The 19,246-nt window shown below is 58.1% G+C and carries 19 protein-coding genes; 13 read left to right on the top strand and 6 right to left on the bottom strand.

The annotated features are described in order from the left end of the window. The first annotated feature begins 6 nt into the window (after positions 1-6). From ACZ1HJ_RS12905 to ACZ1HJ_RS12915, 3 genes are all read left to right on the top strand, one after another. The gene (locus ACZ1HJ_RS12905) at positions 7-1,104 is read left to right on the top strand and encodes an ABC transporter ATP-binding protein (protein WP_472719066.1); all 1,098 of its coding nucleotides are present in this window, start codon (positions 7-9) and stop codon (positions 1,102-1,104) included. Continuing rightward, on the top strand, positions 1,097-1,852 hold the full coding sequence (locus ACZ1HJ_RS12910; RefSeq protein ID WP_472719067.1) for an SDR family NAD(P)-dependent oxidoreductase: 756 nt from the start codon (positions 1,097-1,099) through the stop codon (positions 1,850-1,852). The genes ACZ1HJ_RS12905 and ACZ1HJ_RS12910 overlap by 8 nt, the downstream gene beginning before the upstream one ends. An 81-nt stretch (positions 1,853-1,933) precedes the next feature. After that, entirely contained in the window at positions 1,934-3,043 is a 1,110-nt protein-coding gene (locus tag ACZ1HJ_RS12915; RefSeq protein ID WP_472719068.1) for a hypothetical protein, read from the top strand. 122 nt (positions 3,044-3,165) lie between these two features. Here ACZ1HJ_RS12915 and pdxR read toward each other — a convergent pair whose 3' ends face one another. Next, entirely contained in the window at positions 3,166-4,644 is a 1,479-nt protein-coding gene (gene pdxR / locus ACZ1HJ_RS12920; protein ID WP_472719069.1) for a MocR-like pyridoxine biosynthesis transcription factor PdxR, read from the bottom strand. A 128-nt stretch (positions 4,645-4,772) separates the two neighbouring features. Here pdxR and ACZ1HJ_RS12925 point away from each other — a divergent pair, with 128 nt between their 5' ends. Next, positions 4,773-6,140 (top strand): uroporphyrinogen decarboxylase family protein, encoded by a 1,368-nt coding sequence (locus ACZ1HJ_RS12925; protein ID WP_472719070.1) that lies wholly within the window; start codon positions 4,773-4,775, stop codon positions 6,138-6,140. Here ACZ1HJ_RS12925 and ACZ1HJ_RS12930 read toward each other — a convergent pair. After that, on the bottom strand, positions 6,117-7,061 hold the full coding sequence (locus tag ACZ1HJ_RS12930) for a LysR family transcriptional regulator (RefSeq protein ID WP_472719071.1): 945 nt from the start codon (positions 7,059-7,061) through the stop codon (positions 6,117-6,119). The genes ACZ1HJ_RS12925 and ACZ1HJ_RS12930 overlap by 24 nt on opposite strands. A 221-nt stretch (positions 7,062-7,282) precedes the next feature. Between ACZ1HJ_RS12930 and ACZ1HJ_RS12935 the strand changes: the two genes are divergently transcribed. From ACZ1HJ_RS12935 to ACZ1HJ_RS12975, 9 genes are all read left to right on the top strand, one after another. Beyond that, positions 7,283-8,323, top strand: coding sequence for a TRAP transporter substrate-binding protein (locus ACZ1HJ_RS12935; RefSeq protein ID WP_472719072.1), 1,041 nt, complete (start codon positions 7,283-7,285; stop codon positions 8,321-8,323). A gap of 22 nt (positions 8,324-8,345) precedes the next feature. Further along, positions 8,346-8,933 (top strand): TRAP transporter small permease subunit, encoded by a 588-nt coding sequence (locus ACZ1HJ_RS12940; protein WP_472719073.1) that lies wholly within the window; start codon positions 8,346-8,348, stop codon positions 8,931-8,933. A 5-nt stretch (positions 8,934-8,938) separates the two neighbouring features. Next, a complete protein-coding gene (locus tag ACZ1HJ_RS12945) occupies positions 8,939-10,297 on the top strand; it encodes a TRAP transporter large permease (RefSeq protein WP_472719074.1) in 1,359 nt (452 codons plus the stop codon). A gap of 28 nt (positions 10,298-10,325) precedes the next feature. Beyond that, positions 10,326-11,612 (top strand): 4-aminobutyrate--2-oxoglutarate transaminase, encoded by a 1,287-nt coding sequence (gabT, locus tag ACZ1HJ_RS12950; protein ID WP_472719075.1) that lies wholly within the window; start codon positions 10,326-10,328, stop codon positions 11,610-11,612. A gap of 26 nt (positions 11,613-11,638) precedes the next feature. Next, on the top strand, positions 11,639-12,763 hold the full coding sequence (locus tag ACZ1HJ_RS12955; RefSeq protein WP_472719076.1) for a zinc-binding dehydrogenase: 1,125 nt from the start codon (positions 11,639-11,641) through the stop codon (positions 12,761-12,763). A gap of 298 nt (positions 12,764-13,061) precedes the next feature. Continuing rightward, positions 13,062-13,286 (top strand): twin-arginine translocase TatA/TatE family subunit, encoded by a 225-nt coding sequence (locus ACZ1HJ_RS12960; RefSeq protein WP_472719077.1) that lies wholly within the window; start codon positions 13,062-13,064, stop codon positions 13,284-13,286. Positions 13,287-13,294: 8 nt separating this feature from the next. After that, positions 13,295-13,882 (top strand): Sec-independent protein translocase protein TatB, encoded by a 588-nt coding sequence (gene tatB / locus ACZ1HJ_RS12965; protein WP_472719078.1) that lies wholly within the window; start codon positions 13,295-13,297, stop codon positions 13,880-13,882. Further along, on the top strand, positions 13,879-14,799 hold the full coding sequence (gene tatC, locus ACZ1HJ_RS12970) for a twin-arginine translocase subunit TatC (RefSeq protein ID WP_472719079.1): 921 nt from the start codon (positions 13,879-13,881) through the stop codon (positions 14,797-14,799). Before tatB ends, tatC begins: the two co-directional genes overlap by 4 nt. A gap of 38 nt (positions 14,800-14,837) precedes the next feature. Continuing rightward, on the top strand, positions 14,838-15,632 hold the full coding sequence (locus ACZ1HJ_RS12975; protein WP_472722209.1) for an ATP-binding protein: 795 nt from the start codon (positions 14,838-14,840) through the stop codon (positions 15,630-15,632). A gap of 126 nt (positions 15,633-15,758) precedes the next feature. On the opposite strand, the gene ACZ1HJ_RS12980 is transcribed toward ACZ1HJ_RS12975, so the two are convergent. The 4 genes from ACZ1HJ_RS12980 to ACZ1HJ_RS12995 form a co-directional block, all read right to left on the bottom strand. After that, positions 15,759-16,913 (bottom strand): peptidoglycan DD-metalloendopeptidase family protein, encoded by a 1,155-nt coding sequence (locus ACZ1HJ_RS12980; protein ID WP_472719080.1) that lies wholly within the window; start codon positions 16,911-16,913, stop codon positions 15,759-15,761. A 64-nt stretch (positions 16,914-16,977) separates the two neighbouring features. Next, entirely contained in the window at positions 16,978-17,634 is a 657-nt protein-coding gene (locus ACZ1HJ_RS12985) for a protein-L-isoaspartate(D-aspartate) O-methyltransferase (protein ID WP_472719081.1), read from the bottom strand. Beyond that, the gene (surE, locus tag ACZ1HJ_RS12990) at positions 17,634-18,413 is read right to left on the bottom strand and encodes a 5'/3'-nucleotidase SurE (RefSeq protein WP_472719082.1); all 780 of its coding nucleotides are present in this window, start codon (positions 18,411-18,413) and stop codon (positions 17,634-17,636) included. Before surE ends, ACZ1HJ_RS12985 begins: the two co-directional genes overlap by 1 nt. 140 nt (positions 18,414-18,553) lie before the next feature. After that, complete coding sequence (locus ACZ1HJ_RS12995) at positions 18,554-19,207, bottom strand: SDR family NAD(P)-dependent oxidoreductase (RefSeq protein WP_472719083.1); 654 nt, start codon at positions 19,205-19,207, stop codon at positions 18,554-18,556. Positions 19,208-19,246: the final 39 nt, after the last annotated feature.

Below are 19,246 nucleotides of genomic sequence, written 5' to 3' on the forward strand. Positions count from 1 at the left end.
GGCCCCGTGGACGCAAGCCCCCCAAGACTTGAAATCAAGAACCTCAAACGCCTCTATGACGGGCGCGTGGTGGTGGATGATGTGTCGCTGGCGGTGCAGCCGGGGCAGGTGACGTGCCTTCTGGGTCCGTCGGGCTGCGGCAAGTCGACAACCCTACGCATGATCGCGGGTGTCGAGATGCAGGATCAGGGTGAAATCTGGGTGGATGGCGCGCTGGTCTGCGACACGGTCTACCGCGTGCCGCCCGAACGGCGTCATATCGGGCTGATGTTTCAGGATTTCGCGCTCTTTCCGCATCTGCGCGTCGGCGAAAACGTGGCCTTTGGTCTGGAAGGCGACAAGGCGGCGATGGGTGCACGGGTGCAGGAATTGCTGAAACGCGTTGGTATGGCGGGATATATCGACGCGTTTCCTCATGAGCTGTCTGGGGGCGAGCAACAACGCGTGGCCTTGGCCCGTGCCTTGGCCCCGCGTCCGCGGATCATGCTGATGGATGAGCCGTTTTCAGGCCTTGATAACCGCCTGCGCGATGGCATTCGCGATGAAACGCTCGATATCCTGCGCGAGGAAGACACCGCCGTTCTATTGGTCACGCATGAGCCGGAAGAGGCGATGCGCATGGCGGATGAAATTGCGTTGATGCGCGGTGGCCGGATTGTTCAGCAGGGGGCGCCCTACAACATCTACAACGCGCCCGTAGATCGTGATGCTGTGGCGTTTTTTAGCGATATCAATACGATAACGGGCAAAGTTCAGGGGTCTCTGGTGCAAACACCTTTTGGCCAGTTCCTGGCGCCCGGTGTGATGGAAGACCATGAGGTCGAGATCGTCACACGCCCGCAGCACATAAAAATCGACTTTGATCGCGACGGTCGCGGGCCAAACCCCACGATCTCTGATGGCACGGCCGTGCGGGGCATCGTACAACGGTCGCGATTTATGGGCAGCGAGAGTCTGGTGGAATTCAAAATGGACCACGATGGCACGATCCTGAAGGCGACAGTGCCCAACGTGTTCCTGCCAAGCCCCGGAAAACCACTCTGGCTGATGATCCGCCGTGATAAATGCTTCATTTTCCCGGTCGAAAGCCGCCAAAATGGCTGATTTAAGCGGAAAATATGCGTTGGTGACGGGCGGGGCCGGCGGCATTGGGCTGGCCTGTGCCAAAGGTCTGGCAGAGGCAGGCGCCCGCGTGACAATCGCCGATATGACGGCAGACATGTGCACGCGCGCGCTGTCAGAGTTGCCAGACGGGGTCGAATTCTGCGCCTTTGATGTGGCGGATCGCGCCGCCACTGAAACGGCCTTTGCGGCGCTTGGTGATCAGGGCGGGGTAGATATCCTCGTGACCTGTGCGGCGATTGTCAAAGCCCTGCCGGTGCTGGATTTTGACCCGGAAGACTGGGCAAAGATCATTGATGTAAATCTCAACGGGACATTCCATTGCTGCCAGTTGGCCGGACGTCAGATGGTGAAAAAAGGCTGGGGCCGGATCATCACGTTGAGTTCCGTCAACGGGCAGATCGCCAATATCGGGCGCGGCGCGTATTCGTGCAGCAAAGGGGGCGTTGATATGCTGACCCGCCTTTTGGCCGCCGAATTGGGCAATCAGGGCGTTACGGCCAATGCCGTGGCCCCGATCCCTGTGGACACGCCGATGATCAAAGAGGTGCATGGCCCACAGGACCGCGCGCTCTGGTATGCGCAAACGCCCATCGAACGCTATGCCGAGCCTGAAGAGGTGGCCTCCGCCGTCTGTTATCTGGCCTCTGAAGAGGCGGCATTTATCAACGGTCATATTCTCAACGTGGATGGCGGCTTCATGGCATCGGGTGTGCTGCCGCGCGGTTGAATTCTGCGGATTTTGCGCGTTCAGGTTGTTGTGTTAAGGTTCCGGTATTTCCCGCAACACTGCGGCATAACGGATTGAAATATGCGCAATTTCCTGACTGAGAAGCGGCACGTACCGCCGGCTTGTTTTCTGATATTGGCGGCACCGGTGCTGATCTTTGTGCTCAGCGATTGGATGGTGCCCAACCTGGGCGTGCCGATGCTGGACGTTGCGGCGGATGATCTGCTGATCGACGGGCAGGGTTATCTCGAAGCGGCCGGGCGCAACCGGTATCTGGGCGCGCTAATGTTTTTTTCCGTTCTGGTGATCATTGCGATCGTGATGTTCGTGGGCGAGTTGATGCGGCCCCTGACGACCAAGACCCGCGTGCTGGCGGTTGCCGTTCTGATCGCCACGCAAATGCCTGTTCTGACCAGCGTTTTTGGCCATCAGGAAGAGGCGATTTGGAGCTGGCGCTCCTACCATCAGCTTGGCACCGATGTGATGGAAAAGGTGTTGGAGCGCGGAGAGGTCCGGCGGTGTCAGGAACTTACATGGCAGAATGGTGTGCCCAACTACCAAACCAACCCTGAAAAGACACTGTTGGTCGGTCGCCCCTGTACTGACAATCCGGCGCTGGCGCTTTTTCGGTTGTTGCTTGATTACTCATCCGTGCTGTCGGGGATAGGCGTGGCGGCGCTTGTGCTGGGGATGATCCTGTCGTTGTCGAGCCCGCCCGCGGGCACCCCTCTGGAGGAGCGTGCGTTTGATCACGGGCGTAACCAGCGCGCGGCGCGGCGGTTTTTATATCTGGCGGGTTTGATGCTGAGCGCGGGCATGTTTATGGCCATGGCGTGGATGCATTGGCCTTTGCCGCTGGTCGATACCAAGGCGCATCCGGGCTACGCCGATACGATCAAGGCGACGCTGTTTTACTACGGTGTGTTCTACACATTGCTGATCGTCACCGGTTTTGGTCCGGTGATGTATCTGGCCGCCAAGCGCACCGATCAATTGGCGCTGGAAAGCCTAATAATGGCGGAAAGCACGCCCGAAGCTGCCAAGGATGCCATTATGCCCACGGTGACGCGCCTCGACAAATGGAAGGCCAGCCACGGGTTGCAGATCTCCATGACTGAAGTATTTCAGGCGCTGATTGCAACCGGGTCGCCGTTGCTGACGGCCTTTGCGGGCAATTTCTCCCCGGTTTGAGAGTGCATTGCATGATGGGCTTTGTGCCCAAGACGGCAGATACTGCACCGTCACCGAACGACAGGTAACCTAGCTGATCGGGACTGTGCTAAATAGGGCAATTTCAGTAAAATTCTAGGGCTCTAAAGTTTCGCCAGTGCTTTTGCCATGCGGCCCACCAAGTTTGGGATGCGTTTCTCGTTCACGCCCGAAAACCCCAGCACAAGAGCATCTTGCCCGATCGGTTTGGACGCATAGACCGACAATGGCAGGGACTCGATCCCGGCCTCCAGCAAGGCGCTGTGGGCAGTCTGATCATCAAGGTCGCGCTTTAACCAGGCCAGCATGTGCATGCCCGCGTCCGTTGGTTGCACGTCCAGATGATCTGCGCAGTCCCGCTGTAAGCAGTCGTGTAATACGTCGCGCCGTGCACGGTATACCCGGCGCATTTTTCTGATGTGTTCGACGAAACGACCGTTGTCCATAAACTGTGCCATCGCGCTTTCCACCACGGCCGACGAGCTTTGTCCCAGCAGGTTGCGCGCCTTGGCAAACGTATCGACCAGCCCCGGCGGCACCACGATGTATCCCAACCGCATGGCGGCAAACATCGACTTTGAAAACGTACCGACGTAGAAAACCCGCCGTTCCGTATCCAGAGCGCTGAGCGCCGGCAGTGGTCTGCCGCGGTAACGGAATTCGCTGTCATAATCATCTTCGATAATCCACGCACTCTGTTCTTGCGCGTAGTTGAGCAGGGCCAACCGTCTGACCAGTGACATGGTTGTGCCCAATGGTTGCTGGTGTGAAGGCGTGGTGAATATGACTGTGGGTTTGGGATGTCGCGACATGGCATAATCGAGATCAAGCCCTTCGCCATCGATAGGGACCGGCGCAACCTGGGCACCCATGGCCTGCAAGACATCACGGCCAGCAATGTGGCCCGGATTTTCGTACCAGACGGTGTCACCGCGATTTAGCAAGGCAAAGGCAATCATGACAAACGCCTGTTGCGCGCCCGAGGTGATGATAATTTGCGAAGGATCGGTCTGCACGCCGCGCGCATCCGCCAGATGTCGGGAAATCGCCGCGCGCAACGCAGCCGAGCCCGTGACCCCTCCGTAACTGAGGTTGCGGCGTTCATGGACAGTCATCGCGTCAAAAAGATACTTGTTCCAAGTTTTGACCGGAAACAAGTCCAGCGCAGGCACGCCCGGCCGAAACCCGTCGGTTTTGCCGTGGCGGATGCTGGCCTGGGACGACATGATCATGCGGGCATGGTCCGAAATCTCGATGTCCGGTGGATGTGCGCGGCGGCGCGGGAGCCGAATATTCGGAGAGAAATCCGGATCCAGCCCGTGCGCCACATAGGTTCCAGCACCTGTCCGGGCCTCGGCGTAGCCTTCGGCAACCAGCTGTTCATACACCGACTTGACCGTAATGCGCGACACGCTCAGATCTTGCGCAAGTTCACGTGTTGATGGCAGTTTCTGAGCCGGATGCAGCGTGCCTTCCAGTATCAGTCTGCGCAGCGCCGCATCCAGCTGACGATAGATCGGCACCGATGAGGTGCGATCAACGCTAAAACCGTGCAGCAACACGCCTCCGGGAAGTTTCGACATGCGGATTTCTCAAAATGGATCTAACAATTTTACGATAATGGGTATATTCCGCTTATCCATTCCTGAATAGCTTTTTGAACAGACCCGCCGCGAAACGGCTGAATTTTGATCAAGAGCGATAGCGACCCATGACTGATCTGGAAAATTACCGTTACCCGTCAGGCCTTCATTTGCTGCAACGCTGGCAATCTGGCGACCCGCAGGCGAAGCAGGAGATGACTGAATTTTTTGATGCGGCCATCGCTGGTGAATTCGATGAAAATTTCAAAAAACGTGCACCTGCAGATCGGGTGCATTCGACGGCATCGGTCCATATGCTGGCGCTTGCCCTGCTGCACGATCTTTATGGGATTGAATCGCGTGAATACTACCATGAAGATCCATACCGTTACGTGCGCGCCAACCTTGCGGTCAGCCGCCTTCTGGGGATCAGCAAGTTCTATATGACCTGGGCGCTGTATGCCTGGACCTGTGAGCCGTTGGGCCAGACGATGATGTATCCCGACAAGTTTCCACCCGGCGCGGACCCCGACGCCATCCTGATCAACAAAGACACTTGGCGGGATCTAAAGACGCCCGACTTTTCAACCGGTGTCCCGGCGGCCATCGACGGTATCCTGCGCGTGACCCAGGAACTGACCGGGATTGCACCGCTGTTGCAGATATCTGCGCCCTACAGCCTTGCCGCGGATATCTATGGGCAGGAACCTTTGCTGGCAGATGTCATAAATGACCCCGTCGAGGTCAACGCTTTGCTGGATCATCTGGGCGACGCGGTGCTGGCGCCGTGGATGGATCATCATTTCGAGATGTTTCCCGGTGGCTGGGTCGAATTGTCGGACGCCTCCGGGTCCCCGTTTTTCATCGGGCCGGATAATTGCATGAACATGTCTATCCGCTCGATCCGGCATATGCTTCGGGACAAACCCTATGCAGATCGTGTTTTCGACAATAACTATCGCGGTGATTTCGTGACCGAGGTGCGAAAAAAGGGCCGGTCCGCCAGGCGGCGAGGGGCGATCAGTGAAGGCGCCAGCAACGCAAACCGCGCCAGGCTGCTGGCTCTGACCGAGGCCAAGGTCAGCGTCAACCCGCTCTTCATCATGCGTCTGGAATCCGACAAGGTGGACATTTCGTTCTATGAACAACAGGCGATGGAACGGAACATGCCCTTGACCGTCGGCATCGGATCGCCGGAGATCGACCGCAACAGCATCGAGGATCTGGACGCGACCAAGGCGGAAACGGTCGCCAAAGCACGCTCTTTTGTGGCCGCGATCAAAAACGTCTGCGAAACGGTCGACCTGCCAGAGGATAACCACGTGGGGCAATCCTGGCCCAGCCATATCTATTTTGAGGACGTTAATGGCCAGTCCCAGTTCGAGCTTGTCGAGTTAATCCTAAAAGAAGTTCATGACTGCCCGGCGATCGAAAGGTCAGGCTCGGGCTCGGAGGCGGGTGTTCAACCCGCGTCAGACGATGCTGTCCTCGGGTAATTTGACCAGATAGTTCTCTGCGCTTTTGTCTGATTTTAGCGTCTCGCGGCAAACATTCGCGAAGGCTTCTATCAGCTTCGTAGGGATGGAACGATTGGTCAGGGCCAGCCCGTATTGCGGCGCGGGCACATCATCGGTCAGCGGAACATAGACCAGTTCACTCCCATCATAGGCGCGTTCATTCACGGGCCGCATGATCAAAAGCGCATAGCCCTCTCCGGCGCCGACGAGACTTCGGACAAGCTCATAGGATTTGGCTTGATGTTTGATCCGGGGGTTCAGATTGGCCTGCGAAAACAGCGACAAAAAGAATTGCTGGGTGATTGGCAGGTTCAGAGCAACCATGTCACGGTCAGCAAGCTGGGCCAGCGAGATGGAGGGTTGACTGGCCAGCGGATCGTCCTTGGTCAGCAGCACATAAGGCGGCGCTTCGATCAGGGTTTCAAATTCAATGCCCGGGCTGGGATGCATGTTGTAGGTCAGCGCCACATCGATCCTGCCTTGGGTCAGCATGAGGTTGATCTCATCCAGATCCGCCTCGTGCACCTGCAGGGATATGTCGAATCCCCGGTCCCTCAATCCACGCAGAATAATCGGGATGATAAAGGCCGCGGTGGGTAGAAAACACCCCACCTCTACGACGCCTTTGATCGTCTGGCGCAGGTTGCGGGCGTCATCATCGAACTCCTGCGCGTTCTCAAGCAAGCGCCGGGCACGGGCGATGAAACGCCGCCCAACGGGTGACAGCACCACCTTTTGCGGGCGCTCGCGGATGAAGAGTTTGAGCTGATATTCCTCCTCAACCTTTTGAATGGCGGCACTAATTGCCGGTTGGGAAATCGACAGATTTTCCGCAGCAGCCGAGATGCTGCCGTAATCGGCCACCGCCACAATGTAGGAAAGTTGGCGAAAGGGGATCATTATAAGAAAACCTGAGATTGATTGATATTATAATACTATTTTACAGATATTAACCGATCCATTCAACTTGCTGGAATAATCCGCCCCGCTTTTCGATCCGCATTTGGGAGACCGGTCGAGGGCGTAAACAGCCATTGCTGTCATCCGGAAGGGTGTCATGCGGCTGTCAAAAAACAGGGCGAAAAAGACGACGAGATATTGAAACCTGGGAGGTCCAAATCATGAAGAAAACAAATTTTATTGCGGCTGTTAGTGCTGCTTTTGTCGCCTGTGCGGCGCCGGCCATGGCCGAGAAGCTGGACGTGGCCAGCACCTTTGGCACGAACAACCTATTGGGACAGATGGGCGTGAAATTTGCCGAAAACGTTGCGATCGCAACGGGTGGCGAACTGGAGCTCGAGATTAACGAGCCGGGTGATCTTGTACCAACGTTGGAGGTGTTCGATTCCGTGGCCTCAGGCGCAATTGATGCCGGTTGGGACTGGATGGGGTATTGGTCCGGCACGGTGCCTGTGGCGCAGTTCTATGGTGGCCTGCCCTTTGGCCCAACCTCGGAAGTGTCCTCATCCTGGATGTGGAATGGTGGCGGGATCGAGATCATCCGCCGCGAATATGCCAAGCACGGCGTTGTGGTCTTTCCCTGCTTCATCGAACCGCAGGAAACGGCCGGTTGGTACCGCGAAGAGATCACGGGCCCCGAAAGCTATGACGGTATGAAAATTCGCATCTCTGGTCTGGGCGCGAAGGTGCTGACCAAACTTGGCGCGTCTACTCAGCTGGTGCCCGGTGGCGAGACGTTCCTGGCGCTTGAGCGTGGACGTGTGGACGCGGCTGACTTTGCCATTCCGACCGTGGACGAGGCGATGGGCTTCTACGAGATCGCCAAATACAACTATTTCCCCGGTTGGCATCAGTCGGCCAGTTGGTTCTCGTTCATCATGAACAAGGACATGTATGACAGCTGGAGCGACGACCGTAAGGCGCAAATTCACATGGCGTGTCAGGCGACCATCCAGTACACGTTCAACCGCCTGCCGGCGGAACAGATGGACGTCATCGCACGTATGGCCGAAAAGGGTGCGATCACCAAACGTCTGCCAGACAGCGTGATGGAACGTCTGCGCGAGGCATGGGCCGAAGTTCTGGCCGAAGAAATGGCCGCGAAACCGGTTGTGAAGGAGATGTACGAGATCTCTGCAAGCGCATCAGGCAAAAGTGGATGCCTGGAACGAGTTGCAGAGCCTCGACTAAACACTCCCTGACCTGAAGACGGAGGCCTCACCTTTGAAACAGCTTCTTGTGAACATCGCCCGGCTGATCGAACGTTTTGGACGTTGGTTGGGCGAAATCACAAGCTGGCTGGTTCTGGGTGTTCTGGCCTCCGTCCTTGTCGCCGTCATCGCAAGTGCCATGCGCGCCAATGTGATGCTGGAATGGGGCAGTGACATTCCCCTTTTTGGCGACAACCTGACGGTCAATGATGTAATCGATCTGGAATGGCATTTCTTTGCGATCATGGTCATGGTGGGCGGCACCTATGCCTATCTTGATGACAAGCATGTGCGCTCTGATCTGATCTATGGCGGGCTGCCGGACCGCAAAAAGAAATGGATCGATACAATTGGCGATGTCTTCCTGATGCTGCCGTTCACCGCCGTCATGTGCTGGCTGTCGATCGGATTTGTCATGCGGTCCTACAATTCTTCCGAAGGATCGGACTATGGAGGGATGCTGGATCGGTTCCTGATCAAATCGACCATACCGATTGGGTTCGCGATCATGTTCATTGTGATCCTGGCACGCGTCATCCGCCGTCTTCTGGACGATGAACTGGCCGAGAGCACCTATTCCCCGATAGACGAAAGCAGTTAGCCGGAATGGAGTTTTTCGTCGAATACAGTTGGGCGATGGCCATGATCCTTGCCCTGGTGGTGGGGGTCTTCACGGGCTACCCGGTGGCCTTCCTGCTCTGTGGGCTTGGGATTGTCTTTGCGATCCTGTCGGGCATTCCGCTCAAGTTCATGGGCACGGTGGTGTCCAAGATCTATGCGGGCACGCTTTCGAACTGGCTGCTTCTGGCCGCACCACTATTCATCTTCATGGGTCTGATGCTGGACAAATCCGGCCTGGCCGAACGGCTTTTGTTGACGCTTGAACGTCTCTGCGGGCGGCTGCCGGGCGGGCTGGCGCTTTCGGTGGCCCTTCTGGGGATCATCATGGCGGCCAGCACCGGCATCGTGGGCGCTTCGGTCATGCTTTTGGGGGTGATAGCCCTGCCAGTGATGATCCGGCAGGGGTATGATCCGCAATTCGCCACCGGGGTCACCGCCGCCTGCGGCACGTTGGGCATTCTGATCCCGCCCAGCATCATGCTGGTTTTCATGGGGGCCATTCTGCAGGTTTCCATCGGTGATCTCTTCAAGGCGGCGTTTGTTCCGGGTCTGCTGCTTGGCTCCGTCTATATCCTTTATATTCTGGGCGTTGGCATTTTCAGCCCGCACAGAGCGCCCGTGCCGGACCGGAGCGAGATTGACAAAATTGCTCAAAAGCAGGGCAACCTCTTTGTTGAATTACTGCTCAACCTTGTAGGTCCGCTCTGTCTGATTGCGGCTGTCCTGGGGTCCATCATGATCGGCCTTGCCACCCCGACAGAGGCGGCAGGCATTGGCGCGGGCGGGGCCTTGGTGCTGGCGCTGCTTGCGCGCAAACTGAGCTTTACCGTGATGCGGGATGTTGTGCGCGACACGTCCAAAACCACGGCCATGGTGATCTTTGTCATGATCGGTGCCGCCTGTTTCAGCGCCGTTTTCAAGCGTCTTGGCGGTGATGACATGATCGAGGAACTATTCATCGGCACCGGGTTTGGCCCTTACGGGCTGCTCCTGCTGATGATGGGGCTCATATTCGTGATGGGCTTTTTCCTCGAATGGATTGAAATCAGCTTTATCGTGCTGCCTTTGTTTGCGCCGATTGTCACATCACTGGATTTCGGGTTCGACGCCACCCGGCCTGAAATGCTGGTCTGGTTTGCGGTGCTGGCAGCCGTAAACATGCAGACCTCTTTCATCACACCGCCCTTCGGCTATTCCCTCTTTTACCTGCGGGGCGTTGCCCCTGAGGGTGTCACCATCAAAACGATCTACCGGTCATCCATCCCCTTTGTTGTCCTGCAACTCATCTGCCTGGGCGCGCTGGTGATATTTCCGGACATCGTCCTGTGGCTGACCCGGCTCTGATCCGCACATACATCTGACGAGGCATAAGATGACCACCAATCAGGAATTTGAAATCAGACGCGACAACGCCGTGGCCCGCGCCATCGCCTATTCCTCGACCTTCGTGGCGGACCGGGCGGAAAATGCCGAGGTCTGGGATGTCGAGGGCAACCGCTACATCGATTTTTGCGGCGGCATCGGCTGCCAGAATGTGGGGCATCGCAACGACACGGTCATCACGGCCATCAAGGATCAGCTTGACCGGTTGACGCATACCTGTTTCCAGGTGACCCCCTATGAGACATACATCACCCTGGCCGAACGTCTAAACGCGCTGCTGCCCGGTGATTTTGAGAAGAAATCCCTGTTTTTTTCCGCCGGTGGCGAGGCCGTTGAAAATGCGGTCAAGATCGCCCGCTATCACACGGGCCGACCGGCTCTGATCACATTTACCAACGGCTATCACGGGCGTTCCTATATGGGCATGGGACTCAGCGCGCGGATGGTGCCCTTTAAGCAAGGGTTTCGCCCGTTCCCGACCGAGATTTACCGCCTACCGTTTCCGGACGAATTCCATGGCGTCAGCCTGGAGGACACGAAACGCGCATTTGAAACGCTCTTTCGCAGCGATTGCCCACCCGATCAGATCGCGGCGATGTTCTTTGAGCCGGTTCAGGGGGAGGGCGGCTACAATATCGCCACGCCGGATTTCCTAAGCTACCTGCGCGAATTGTGCGACGAACACAGCATCGTGCTTGTGGCCGACGAAATCCAGACAGGCATGGGCCGGACCGGCAAACTTTTCGCGATGGAGCATTTCGGCATCTCACCCGATCTGACCTGCATCGGCAAAAGCATCGGCGGCGGCCTTCCCATTTCCGGCATTGTCGGGCGCGCGGACATCATTGATACGGTGCCTCCGGGGGGCTTGGGTGGCACCTTTGGGGGCAATCCAATTGCCTGCGCGGCAGCCCTTGCGGTGCTGGATGTGATCGAGGCCGAAGACCTCTTGCAACGGGGTCTCGACATGGGCGCGTTGATCGACGCTCGCCTGCGCAAGATGGCGCAGCGCAACGCCTTCACCTGCATTGGCGACGTGCGCGCGTTGGGCTGCATGAACGCCATCGAAATCGTCAAAGACCGCGACAGCCGCGAACCTGACGGTGATCTGACGGCGCAGATCGCATCAATTGCCCTCAAGAAGGGCCTGATCCTGATTACTGCGGGGCCCGCCCGCAATGTGATCCGGCTGTTGGTGCCTTTGTCAGCCTCCACCGGGGTGCTCGAAGAAGGGCTCGATATTCTGGAAAATGCGTTGGAAGAGGCAACGGCCTGATCGTTTAAAGGGGCTGGAGGAAAGCCATGAAAATCAAGGCAGCAGTGTTAAGGCGATCCGATCTTCCCCGTCCCTATGCGCAAAGCACACCTCTGAACATTGAGGAGATTGACCTTGATCCCCCGCAGCAGGGTGAAGTGCTGGTGCAGATCAAAGCCGTGGGGCTGTGCCATTCTGATTTGGTCGCCATCAATGGCGAACGCGGCAAACCAATGCCGATTGTCATTGGGCATGAGGCTGCAGGTATCGTCGTTGAACTGGGCGCGGGCGTCACGGGATTGAAGGTCGGTGATCATGTTGTGCCCTCATATGTCGCAAGCTGCGGGCATTGCGAAATGTGCAATGTGGGCAGGCCGGCCCTGTGCGAACCAGCGACCACATCGAACGCTGCGGCCGTCCTGCGGGATGGCACGACGCGGCTGCACAGTAACGGCAAGCGCATTCACCACCATTCCGGGATTGCCGGTTTTGCCGAATACTCCGTGATGCCGATGGAGGCGCTGGTCAAAATTGACAAAGATATTCCCTTTGAACACGCCGCTCTCTTTGGGTGCGGCGTCGTGACAGGCGTCGGAGCCGTTGTGAACACATCCGGTGTCAGGCCAGGCGAAAGCGTCGCGGTGGTCGGCTTGGGCGGTGTTGGGCTCAGCGCCTTGCTGGCGGCGCGGGCGGCGGGGGCGGGGCGGATTGTTGCGCTGGACCTCAGCGAAGACAAGCTGACCCTGGCCCGAGACCTTGGCGCGCATATCGCGCTGAATGCAGCCGATCCCGACTGTATTGAAAAAACTCTCGAAGCCACGGCAGGCGGTGTGCATGTCGCCATTGAAACCGCCGGATCACCCCGCGCGTTGAAAACGGCCTATGACGTGACCCGCCGTGGTGGCACAACCGTTGCGGCCGGAATGCCCGGGCCAGACGCGGAAGTTACATTCTCGCATCTCAGTATCGCGGCGCATGAACGGACGTTGAAAGGGTCATACATGGGCAGTTGTATCCCCAAACGCGACATTCCGCGGTACATGGCCATGTTCAAAGATGAAAAACTACCGGTCGACCGTTTGTTGACCCGTATGATTGGCTTTGATGATCTGAACGCTGCAATGGACCGACTTGATGATGCCGCAACGGTGCGTGAAGTTCTGATCCCCTGATGTTCCCGTGAATGTGCGATTAGGCCCAGTTAAACGCTACATATCGCATCGAAACCGGCCATTCCTGCAACGTCTCCCAAGGCACGCATCGTCCGGACTGCGGATATCGTAAATCGCGTGCGCCGACTGATGTGGTTTGCCGAAAGTAAGGCCAGTGAGCAGTTTTCTCTCAATTTTTGGCAGAATTAACCTTTTGATCGCGCATTGGTTCTTCCAACCGGCGCGTGAAGCGCTTAGATACAGTTGACGAAATTCCCGGGGCTGCTCAAGAATGGCCTCGATCTAGGGAGAAAAACACATGCTTAACAATATTGGCCTGCCGGGCATATTGCTGATTGCCGTCGTGGTACTGGTGCTGTTCGGGCGCGGTAAAATCTCGTCGCTGATGGGCGAAGTGGGCAAAGGCATCACATCGTTCAAGAAGGGCGTCGCCGAGGGCAACAAAGAGATCGACGATGCGACCGAAGATGCGGTCGAAGCCGCCAAGGACGTCACTCCCGAAGACGAAAAAGACAAGGCCTGAGGCCCTAGATGTTCGATCTGGGCTGGACCGAGCTGCTGCTGATCGGCATCGTGGCGTTGATCGTCGTGGGGCCGAAAGACCTGCCTGGCATGTTCCAGGCGGTCGGCAATTTTGTCGGGAAAGCCAAGGGTATGGCACGTGATTTCAGTCGGGCGATGAATGATGCGGCGGATCAGGCAGGTGTCAACGATGTGACGGACACGCTGAAAAAGGCCAGCAATCCGATGTCCGGCGCGATGGATGAGGTCAAGAAGGCTACCAGTTTCACCGAACAGACGATGAATAGCGGGCTGCCCAAGGACAAGCCTAGCACCTTGTCGCCGGAGCGTCAGGCCCAAGCGGAAAAAATCCGCGCCAAGACAGCGGAGAAGGCCACCGAGCGGCTGAAAGCCGAGGCCGCGGCAGAGACAACCAAGAAGACGGCGGCCAAAACCGCCAAGACGGTGTCTGCGAAAAAGCCTGCGGCCAAGAAACCGGCCGCCAAAAAGCCAGCTGCGAAGAAGCCTGCGGCAAAGGCTGCGCCAAAACCAAAAGCCGCGCCTAAGGCTGTTGCCAAGAAACCGGCTGCCAAGAAATCTGCCGGGGGCAAGGCATGACCAATACCGACGAGATCGACGACAGCTCCGCGCCGCTGATTGAACATCTGGCAGAACTGCGCAATCGCCTGATCCATTCGGTGGTTGCCTTTATCGTTGGCATGGTGATCTGTTTCACGGTCGCCACACCCATATTCAATTTCCTCACCGCGCCGCTGTGCTCCGTACTGGCCGAGCGCGGGCAGGATTGTGACTTGATCTTTATCAGTCCGCAGGAAGGCTTCTTTGTTGCCATCAAGGTGTCGCTTCTGGGGGGCTTCATATTGGCCTTCCCCTACATCGCCAACCAGATGTGGCGGTTCGTGGCGCCCGGGCTTTACAAAAACGAAAAGGGCGCGTTCCTGCCGTTTCTTGTGGCGTCACCCTTCATGTTTTTTCTGGGCGCGGCGTTTGCGTTTTATGTCGTAACCCCGCTGGCGTATGATTTCTTCCTGGGGTTCCAGCAATTTGGCACCGAAGGCGAGGCGGTTGAAGGCGGGCAGAATGCAGCACCGTTGAGCGTTGTTTTCCAGGGCTCGGCACAGGAATATCTGAACCTGACAATCAAATTCATTGTGGCCTTTGGCATGTGTTTCCAGCTGCCGGTTCTGCTGACCCTGATGGGCAAGGCCGGTCTGGTCAGCGCGGAAGGTCTGCGCGGCGTGCGCAAATTTGCCGTTGTGGGCATTCTGGTACTGGCCGCGTTGGTCACACCGCCCGATGTCATCACGCAGGTTATCCTGTTTGTCGTGGTCTATGGTCTTTACGAAGTATCGATCCAGCTGGTCAAACGCGTCGAAGCGAAACGCGAAGCCAGGATGCGCGCCGAGGGCACGTGGTTTGAAGATGACGATGATCTCGAGGCAGAGATGGACGAGGAAGAACTCGCCGATGAGGCTTTGGCCGACGCGGGTGAGGCTGAGGATCCCAAGGCGTGAGTGATGCGCTGGAGCGGATTGCCGCAGCGTTGGAGCGGATGTCGCCTGCGCCAAGTGATGCGCCGGATTTTGATGCGGCAGAGGCGTTTGTCTGGCATGTCGAGCCGGATCGCTTGCAACCTGTCGATCGGGTGAACCGGGTGGACATGACGCTTCTGGTCGGGGTCGATCGGTCGCGCGATACACTTTTGGAAAATACGGCTCAGTTTGCCCGGGGCCTTCCTGCCAACAACGCCTTGTTATGGGGTGCGCGCGGGATGGGGAAATCCTCCCTGGTCAAGGCCGTGCACGCCGCCGTCGTGGCGCAGGGTCACGCTCTGAAGATTGTGGAATTGCAGCGGGAAGATCTGAGCAGTGTCGGGAGATTGCTGGACTTACTGCGGCAAAGCTCAAAACGGTTTTTGCTCTTTTGTGATGATCTGAGCTTTTCGCATGATGATGAGCATTACAAATCTCTCAAGGCCGTGTTGGATGGTGGGATCGAGGGACGGCCGGAAAACGTGGTGTTTTATGCCACATCAAACCGGCGCCACCTGATGCCCCGCGACATGATCGAAAATGAACGATCCACCGCGATCAACCCAAGCGAGGCCGTGGAAGAGAAAGTGTCACTGTCCGATCGTTTTGGGCTTTGGCTGGGCTTTCATCCCTGCGACCAGGACGAATATCTGCAGATGATCCGCGGCTATTGCGACGCATATGGCGTGACGATTGATCCCGAAACCCTGCGCGCCGAAGCGATTGAATGGCAGGCCACGCGCGGCGCACGATCCGGGCGCGTGGCGTGGCAGTATTTCACTGATCTTGCCGGCCGACAGGGCGTTTCACTTTAACTGTGCGATGTCAAAAGGCGTGCGCTTGCGCGCAAAAGGCATGTCTCGTCGACAGCCCAAGGCTGTCTCCTCGGGGGAGATGGTTGCAGATGTGACATGCCCCTGCAAAGGGCGCTTTTGCCGGTCTCAGGAATTCAGATAGGGCATCGGGTCAACGCTATCGAACCCTTCGCGCACTTCGAAATGCAAGGCCGCAGCGCCGTCGCGCCGGATTTCAGCGAGTTTTTGTCCGCGCGTGACCTGATCGCCCTTTTTGACGGCAACCTTGGCGACGTTCGAATAGACGGTAAGCACGTTGTTTTCGTGTTTGATCACAACAATCGGCACACCGTTCGTGTCTTCGGTGATCGCGGCAACCACACCTGTGGCAGCGGCTTTGACCGTGCTGCCCGGGGTGGCCGCGATATCAATCCCGTCATTCTTGCCCTTTTGATACTCGCGGATGATGTCGCCCCGGACCGGGAATTCCATCCGGCTTTTGGTGACAGACGCCTGTGTGCGGCTTTTGCTGAGGTCTGGCGCTGTGGTGGCTTTTACCGGACGCGCGGCGGGTTTGGTATCTTCGGCGGGCAGGGGTTTGGTCGCACTGGGCGGTGTCGGTGTCGGTGTGCCTTGTCCCGGCGCTGATGCCTCATCGAACGGGTCTGTTTTGCTGCCGGGCAGGGCGACCGGGATCAGCAGAAACTGCCCTTCGCGAACCGAGAAATTACTGTCCAGCCCGTTCCATTCCGCCAAGCTGCGGATGGAGACATTGTAAAGCCGCGCGATGGTAAAGGCGGTCTCGCCGCGCTCCACCTTGTGGCGGATAGGCTCAACGCCGGTTTGGCCTGCGGGTTCCAGGGCGGAAGTCTGCACGTCCGAGGTTTGCGCATTGTCGAGCGCGGTGCCCGCGATAGAGGTGATGTCGGAATTAGGCGGCTGGATCGGGCCGCCGGCGGGTTCGGTGACCCGGCCGGGCAGGGCCACGATTTCACCGGCACGCAGGGTGTCGCCGGTCTGGATGCCGTTGAACCGGGCCAGTTGCGTGGCGTCCACTCCGACACGGGCGGCAACACTGGCCAGCGTATCGCCGCGTCGGGCAACGGCGACCTGATACCCGGGATACGAGATGATCCCGCGTGCATCCGGCGCAGGTCGTTCGGCGGTTGCGGACCGGGCGGCAGCGGCGGTGCTGGGTGCCTTGCCGCCGCGCAGGTCAAAATCAAGCGGTGTATCGCAGGCGGACAGCACCAAAAGGGCCGTGCCGGCGAGCGCCGTGGCGGGTCGGAGTGAGAAGGTCATATGCTCGTGTCCTCGGTATCGTCCCCTTGTTGGTCGGGGATTGTTTGCACTTATTATGGTCTTTTTACGCGTCTTTGCCCAGCCCTTCGAGCAAGGGCACAAAACGCACCGGCAGCAATTCGTCATAGTCAAAGCCCTGATCGGTCCGCGTGACCCGGATCAGGCTTTGCACGGCATCAGACTGTCCCACCGGCACAACCATGATACCTCCGATCTTGAGCTGAGCCAAGAGTGGCCCGGGCGGATCTTCGGCGGCTGCGGTCACAAGGATACGGTCAAACGGTGCCTGATCGGGCAGGCCGAAACTGCCGTCGCCCATCACGGGCGTAATATTGGTGAGGTCGAGATCGTTGAAAATGGCGCTTGCTTCGCGCACAAGACGCTTGTGGCGGTCAACCGTGTAGACGCGGCGCGCCAGTTGACTGAGGATCGCGGCCTGATAGCCGGAGCCTGTCCCGACTTCGAGAACCTTGTCGCGCGGTTCGATTTTCAGCGCTTGTGTCATCAGCCCGACGACCGATGGCTGGCTGATGGTCTGCCCGCAGGCAATGGGCAGCGGCATGTCCTCATAGGCGCGTTCGGCAAACAGGCCACGAATAAACGGGCCCCGATCGATTTTTTCCATTGCCGTCAACACGCGCGCGTCGGTCACACCCTTGGAACGCAGGGCAAACAGGAACTGCATTTTGCGCTCGGCTGCGTCGTCTTCGGCGTCGTTCATTAGATGGCTTTCAATGCATCAAGCGCGTCATGTGCCGTAAGATCTGCGCGCATGGGAGTGACCGAAATATAGCCCTGAAGGTTCACATCTGCATCAGAACCGGGTGAGCTGGCTTGTTGCTGCGGCGCGCCGGTGATCCAGAGAAAGCGGCGGCCTGATGGGGAAACATGCGGCTGAACGCCGAAACCCATATCGCGACGAAAGCCCTGATGGGCGGCGCGCATGCCCTTGACCGCATCGGCGGGCACAGGCGGGAAATTTACGTTGTAAAAGATGCCGTAGTCATCTTTGCCCCAGACACCTTTGTCCAGCAACCGCCGGACGGTTTCGGTGCCGTGAACCCGTGCGGCTTCGAACGTATCCTCGAGGTCGCGGTTGTCGGGCCCGTAATATTGGCTGAGCGCAATCGCTGGAATGCCCTGCAGCGCGGATTCCATCGCGGCACCCACCGTGCCGGAATACACTGCGTTTTCCGCGGAGTTGTTACCGCGATTGACGCCTGAAAGCACAAGGTCGGGTTTGGCGTCTTTCATGACATCATGGACGGCGGCAAGAACGCAATCCGCCGGGCTGCCTTGGGTGGCAAACCGGCGCGGGCCCATTTGGGTGACCATCATCGGTTGGGTGAAGGAGATGCAATGTCCGACACCGGATTGCTCAAAGGCGGGTGCCACGGTCCAGACTTCTCCATCCGAGCCAGCGATGTCGCTGGCAATCTCGTGCATGACCTCGAGACCGGGGGCGTTGATGCCGTCGTCATTGGTGATCAGAATGCGCATTTTCGCCCCTTTTATGCCTTTAGTCTTAGTAGCGAGCGTGGTGCGGCGGGGCAAGCGCCTGCGATGCGCTGCGCATCAGATGGCCCTGCCTGCGGAACGCCCACCCACCCGCCCCGTCCCGCAGGCAGGGCGAAGTCGTTTCAGGCGTGTTCCGACAACAGACGTTGCGCTTCGGCAATTGGGCTTGCCAATGGTGTCCGGTCTTCACCCGGAAAGAACCGCGCCCGCGTTGCCGTTGGCATTGGGGCGGGGGTGAGAATGTGCACCTTGGGACCGATGCGCGCAGATTCGGCCTGCCAGCTGCGGGCCAGAGCGATCTGGGCCGATTTGGTCGCGCCATATGCGCCAAAGAATTTTTGCCCGGCTTGCGGGTCATCAAAGAAAAGGGCAGTGCCATTTTCACCCAAAAGCGGCGAAATGAACGGGATCAACTGCCCGGTTGCGGTGACATTGCAGGAAATCGACTTGGCCCAGTCTTTAGTGTCCAGATGCGCCGCAGGTGTCAGCGGCGCAGCATGCACCGCCGTATGCGCCCAGATATCGAGCCCGCCCCACCTGTCGTGGATCGAGCGGCAAAGCTGTGCCATGGCGTCAACATTGGTGATGTCCATCGGTGCCAGTGTCGCCTGTCCACCGGCCGCTTGTATCCGATCATCCAATTCTTCAAGCGCACCCGTGGTCCGACCAACAGCAACCACGTGATGTGTCTGCGCCAGTTTTTCCGCCAACGCAGCACCCAATCCGCGCGTGGCCCCGGTGATCAAAGCGACTTTTGGCTCATTCTTCTCTGTCATAGCGCCGGAAATCCCATTCCTTGGTGCATTAATCAAGGG

The sequence above is a fragment of the Roseovarius sp. JB2-10 genome (assembly GCF_055693585.1).

Bases quoted from the DNA above. Each gene is read 5' to 3' on its own strand.
- pdxR (WP_472719069.1), bottom strand. From the start codon at position 4,644: ATGTCGAAACTTCCCGGAGGCGTGTTGCTGCACGGTTTTAGCGTTGAT.
- ACZ1HJ_RS12910 (WP_472719067.1), top strand. From the start codon at position 1,097: ATGGCTGATTTAAGCGGAAAATATGCGTTGGTGACGGGCGGGGCCGGC.
- ACZ1HJ_RS12945 (WP_472719074.1), top strand. From the start codon at position 8,939: ATGGAGTTTTTCGTCGAATACAGTTGGGCGATGGCCATGATCCTTGCC.
- ACZ1HJ_RS12955 (WP_472719076.1), top strand. From the start codon at position 11,639: ATGAAAATCAAGGCAGCAGTGTTAAGGCGATCCGATCTTCCCCGTCCC.
- surE (WP_472719082.1), bottom strand. From the start codon at position 18,413: ATGCGCATTCTGATCACCAATGACGACGGCATCAACGCCCCCGGTCTC.
- ACZ1HJ_RS12960 (WP_472719077.1), top strand. From the start codon at position 13,062: ATGCTTAACAATATTGGCCTGCCGGGCATATTGCTGATTGCCGTCGTG.
- ACZ1HJ_RS12915 (WP_472719068.1), top strand. From the start codon at position 1,934: ATGCGCAATTTCCTGACTGAGAAGCGGCACGTACCGCCGGCTTGTTTT.
- ACZ1HJ_RS12925 (WP_472719070.1), top strand. From the start codon at position 4,773: ATGACTGATCTGGAAAATTACCGTTACCCGTCAGGCCTTCATTTGCTG.
- tatC (WP_472719079.1), top strand. From the start codon at position 13,879: ATGACCAATACCGACGAGATCGACGACAGCTCCGCGCCGCTGATTGAA.
- gabT (WP_472719075.1), top strand. From the start codon at position 10,326: ATGACCACCAATCAGGAATTTGAAATCAGACGCGACAACGCCGTGGCC.
- ACZ1HJ_RS12985 (WP_472719081.1), bottom strand. From the start codon at position 17,634: ATGAACGACGCCGAAGACGACGCAGCCGAGCGCAAAATGCAGTTCCTG.
- ACZ1HJ_RS12935 (WP_472719072.1), top strand. From the start codon at position 7,283: ATGAAGAAAACAAATTTTATTGCGGCTGTTAGTGCTGCTTTTGTCGCC.
- ACZ1HJ_RS12995 (WP_472719083.1), bottom strand. From the start codon at position 19,207: ATGACAGAGAAGAATGAGCCAAAAGTCGCTTTGATCACCGGGGCCACG.
- tatB (WP_472719078.1), top strand. From the start codon at position 13,295: ATGTTCGATCTGGGCTGGACCGAGCTGCTGCTGATCGGCATCGTGGCG.
- ACZ1HJ_RS12980 (WP_472719080.1), bottom strand. From the start codon at position 16,913: ATGACCTTCTCACTCCGACCCGCCACGGCGCTCGCCGGCACGGCCCTT.
- ACZ1HJ_RS12975 (WP_472722209.1), top strand. From the start codon at position 14,838: ATGTCGCCTGCGCCAAGTGATGCGCCGGATTTTGATGCGGCAGAGGCG.
- ACZ1HJ_RS12930 (WP_472719071.1), bottom strand. From the start codon at position 7,061: ATGATCCCCTTTCGCCAACTTTCCTACATTGTGGCGGTGGCCGATTAC.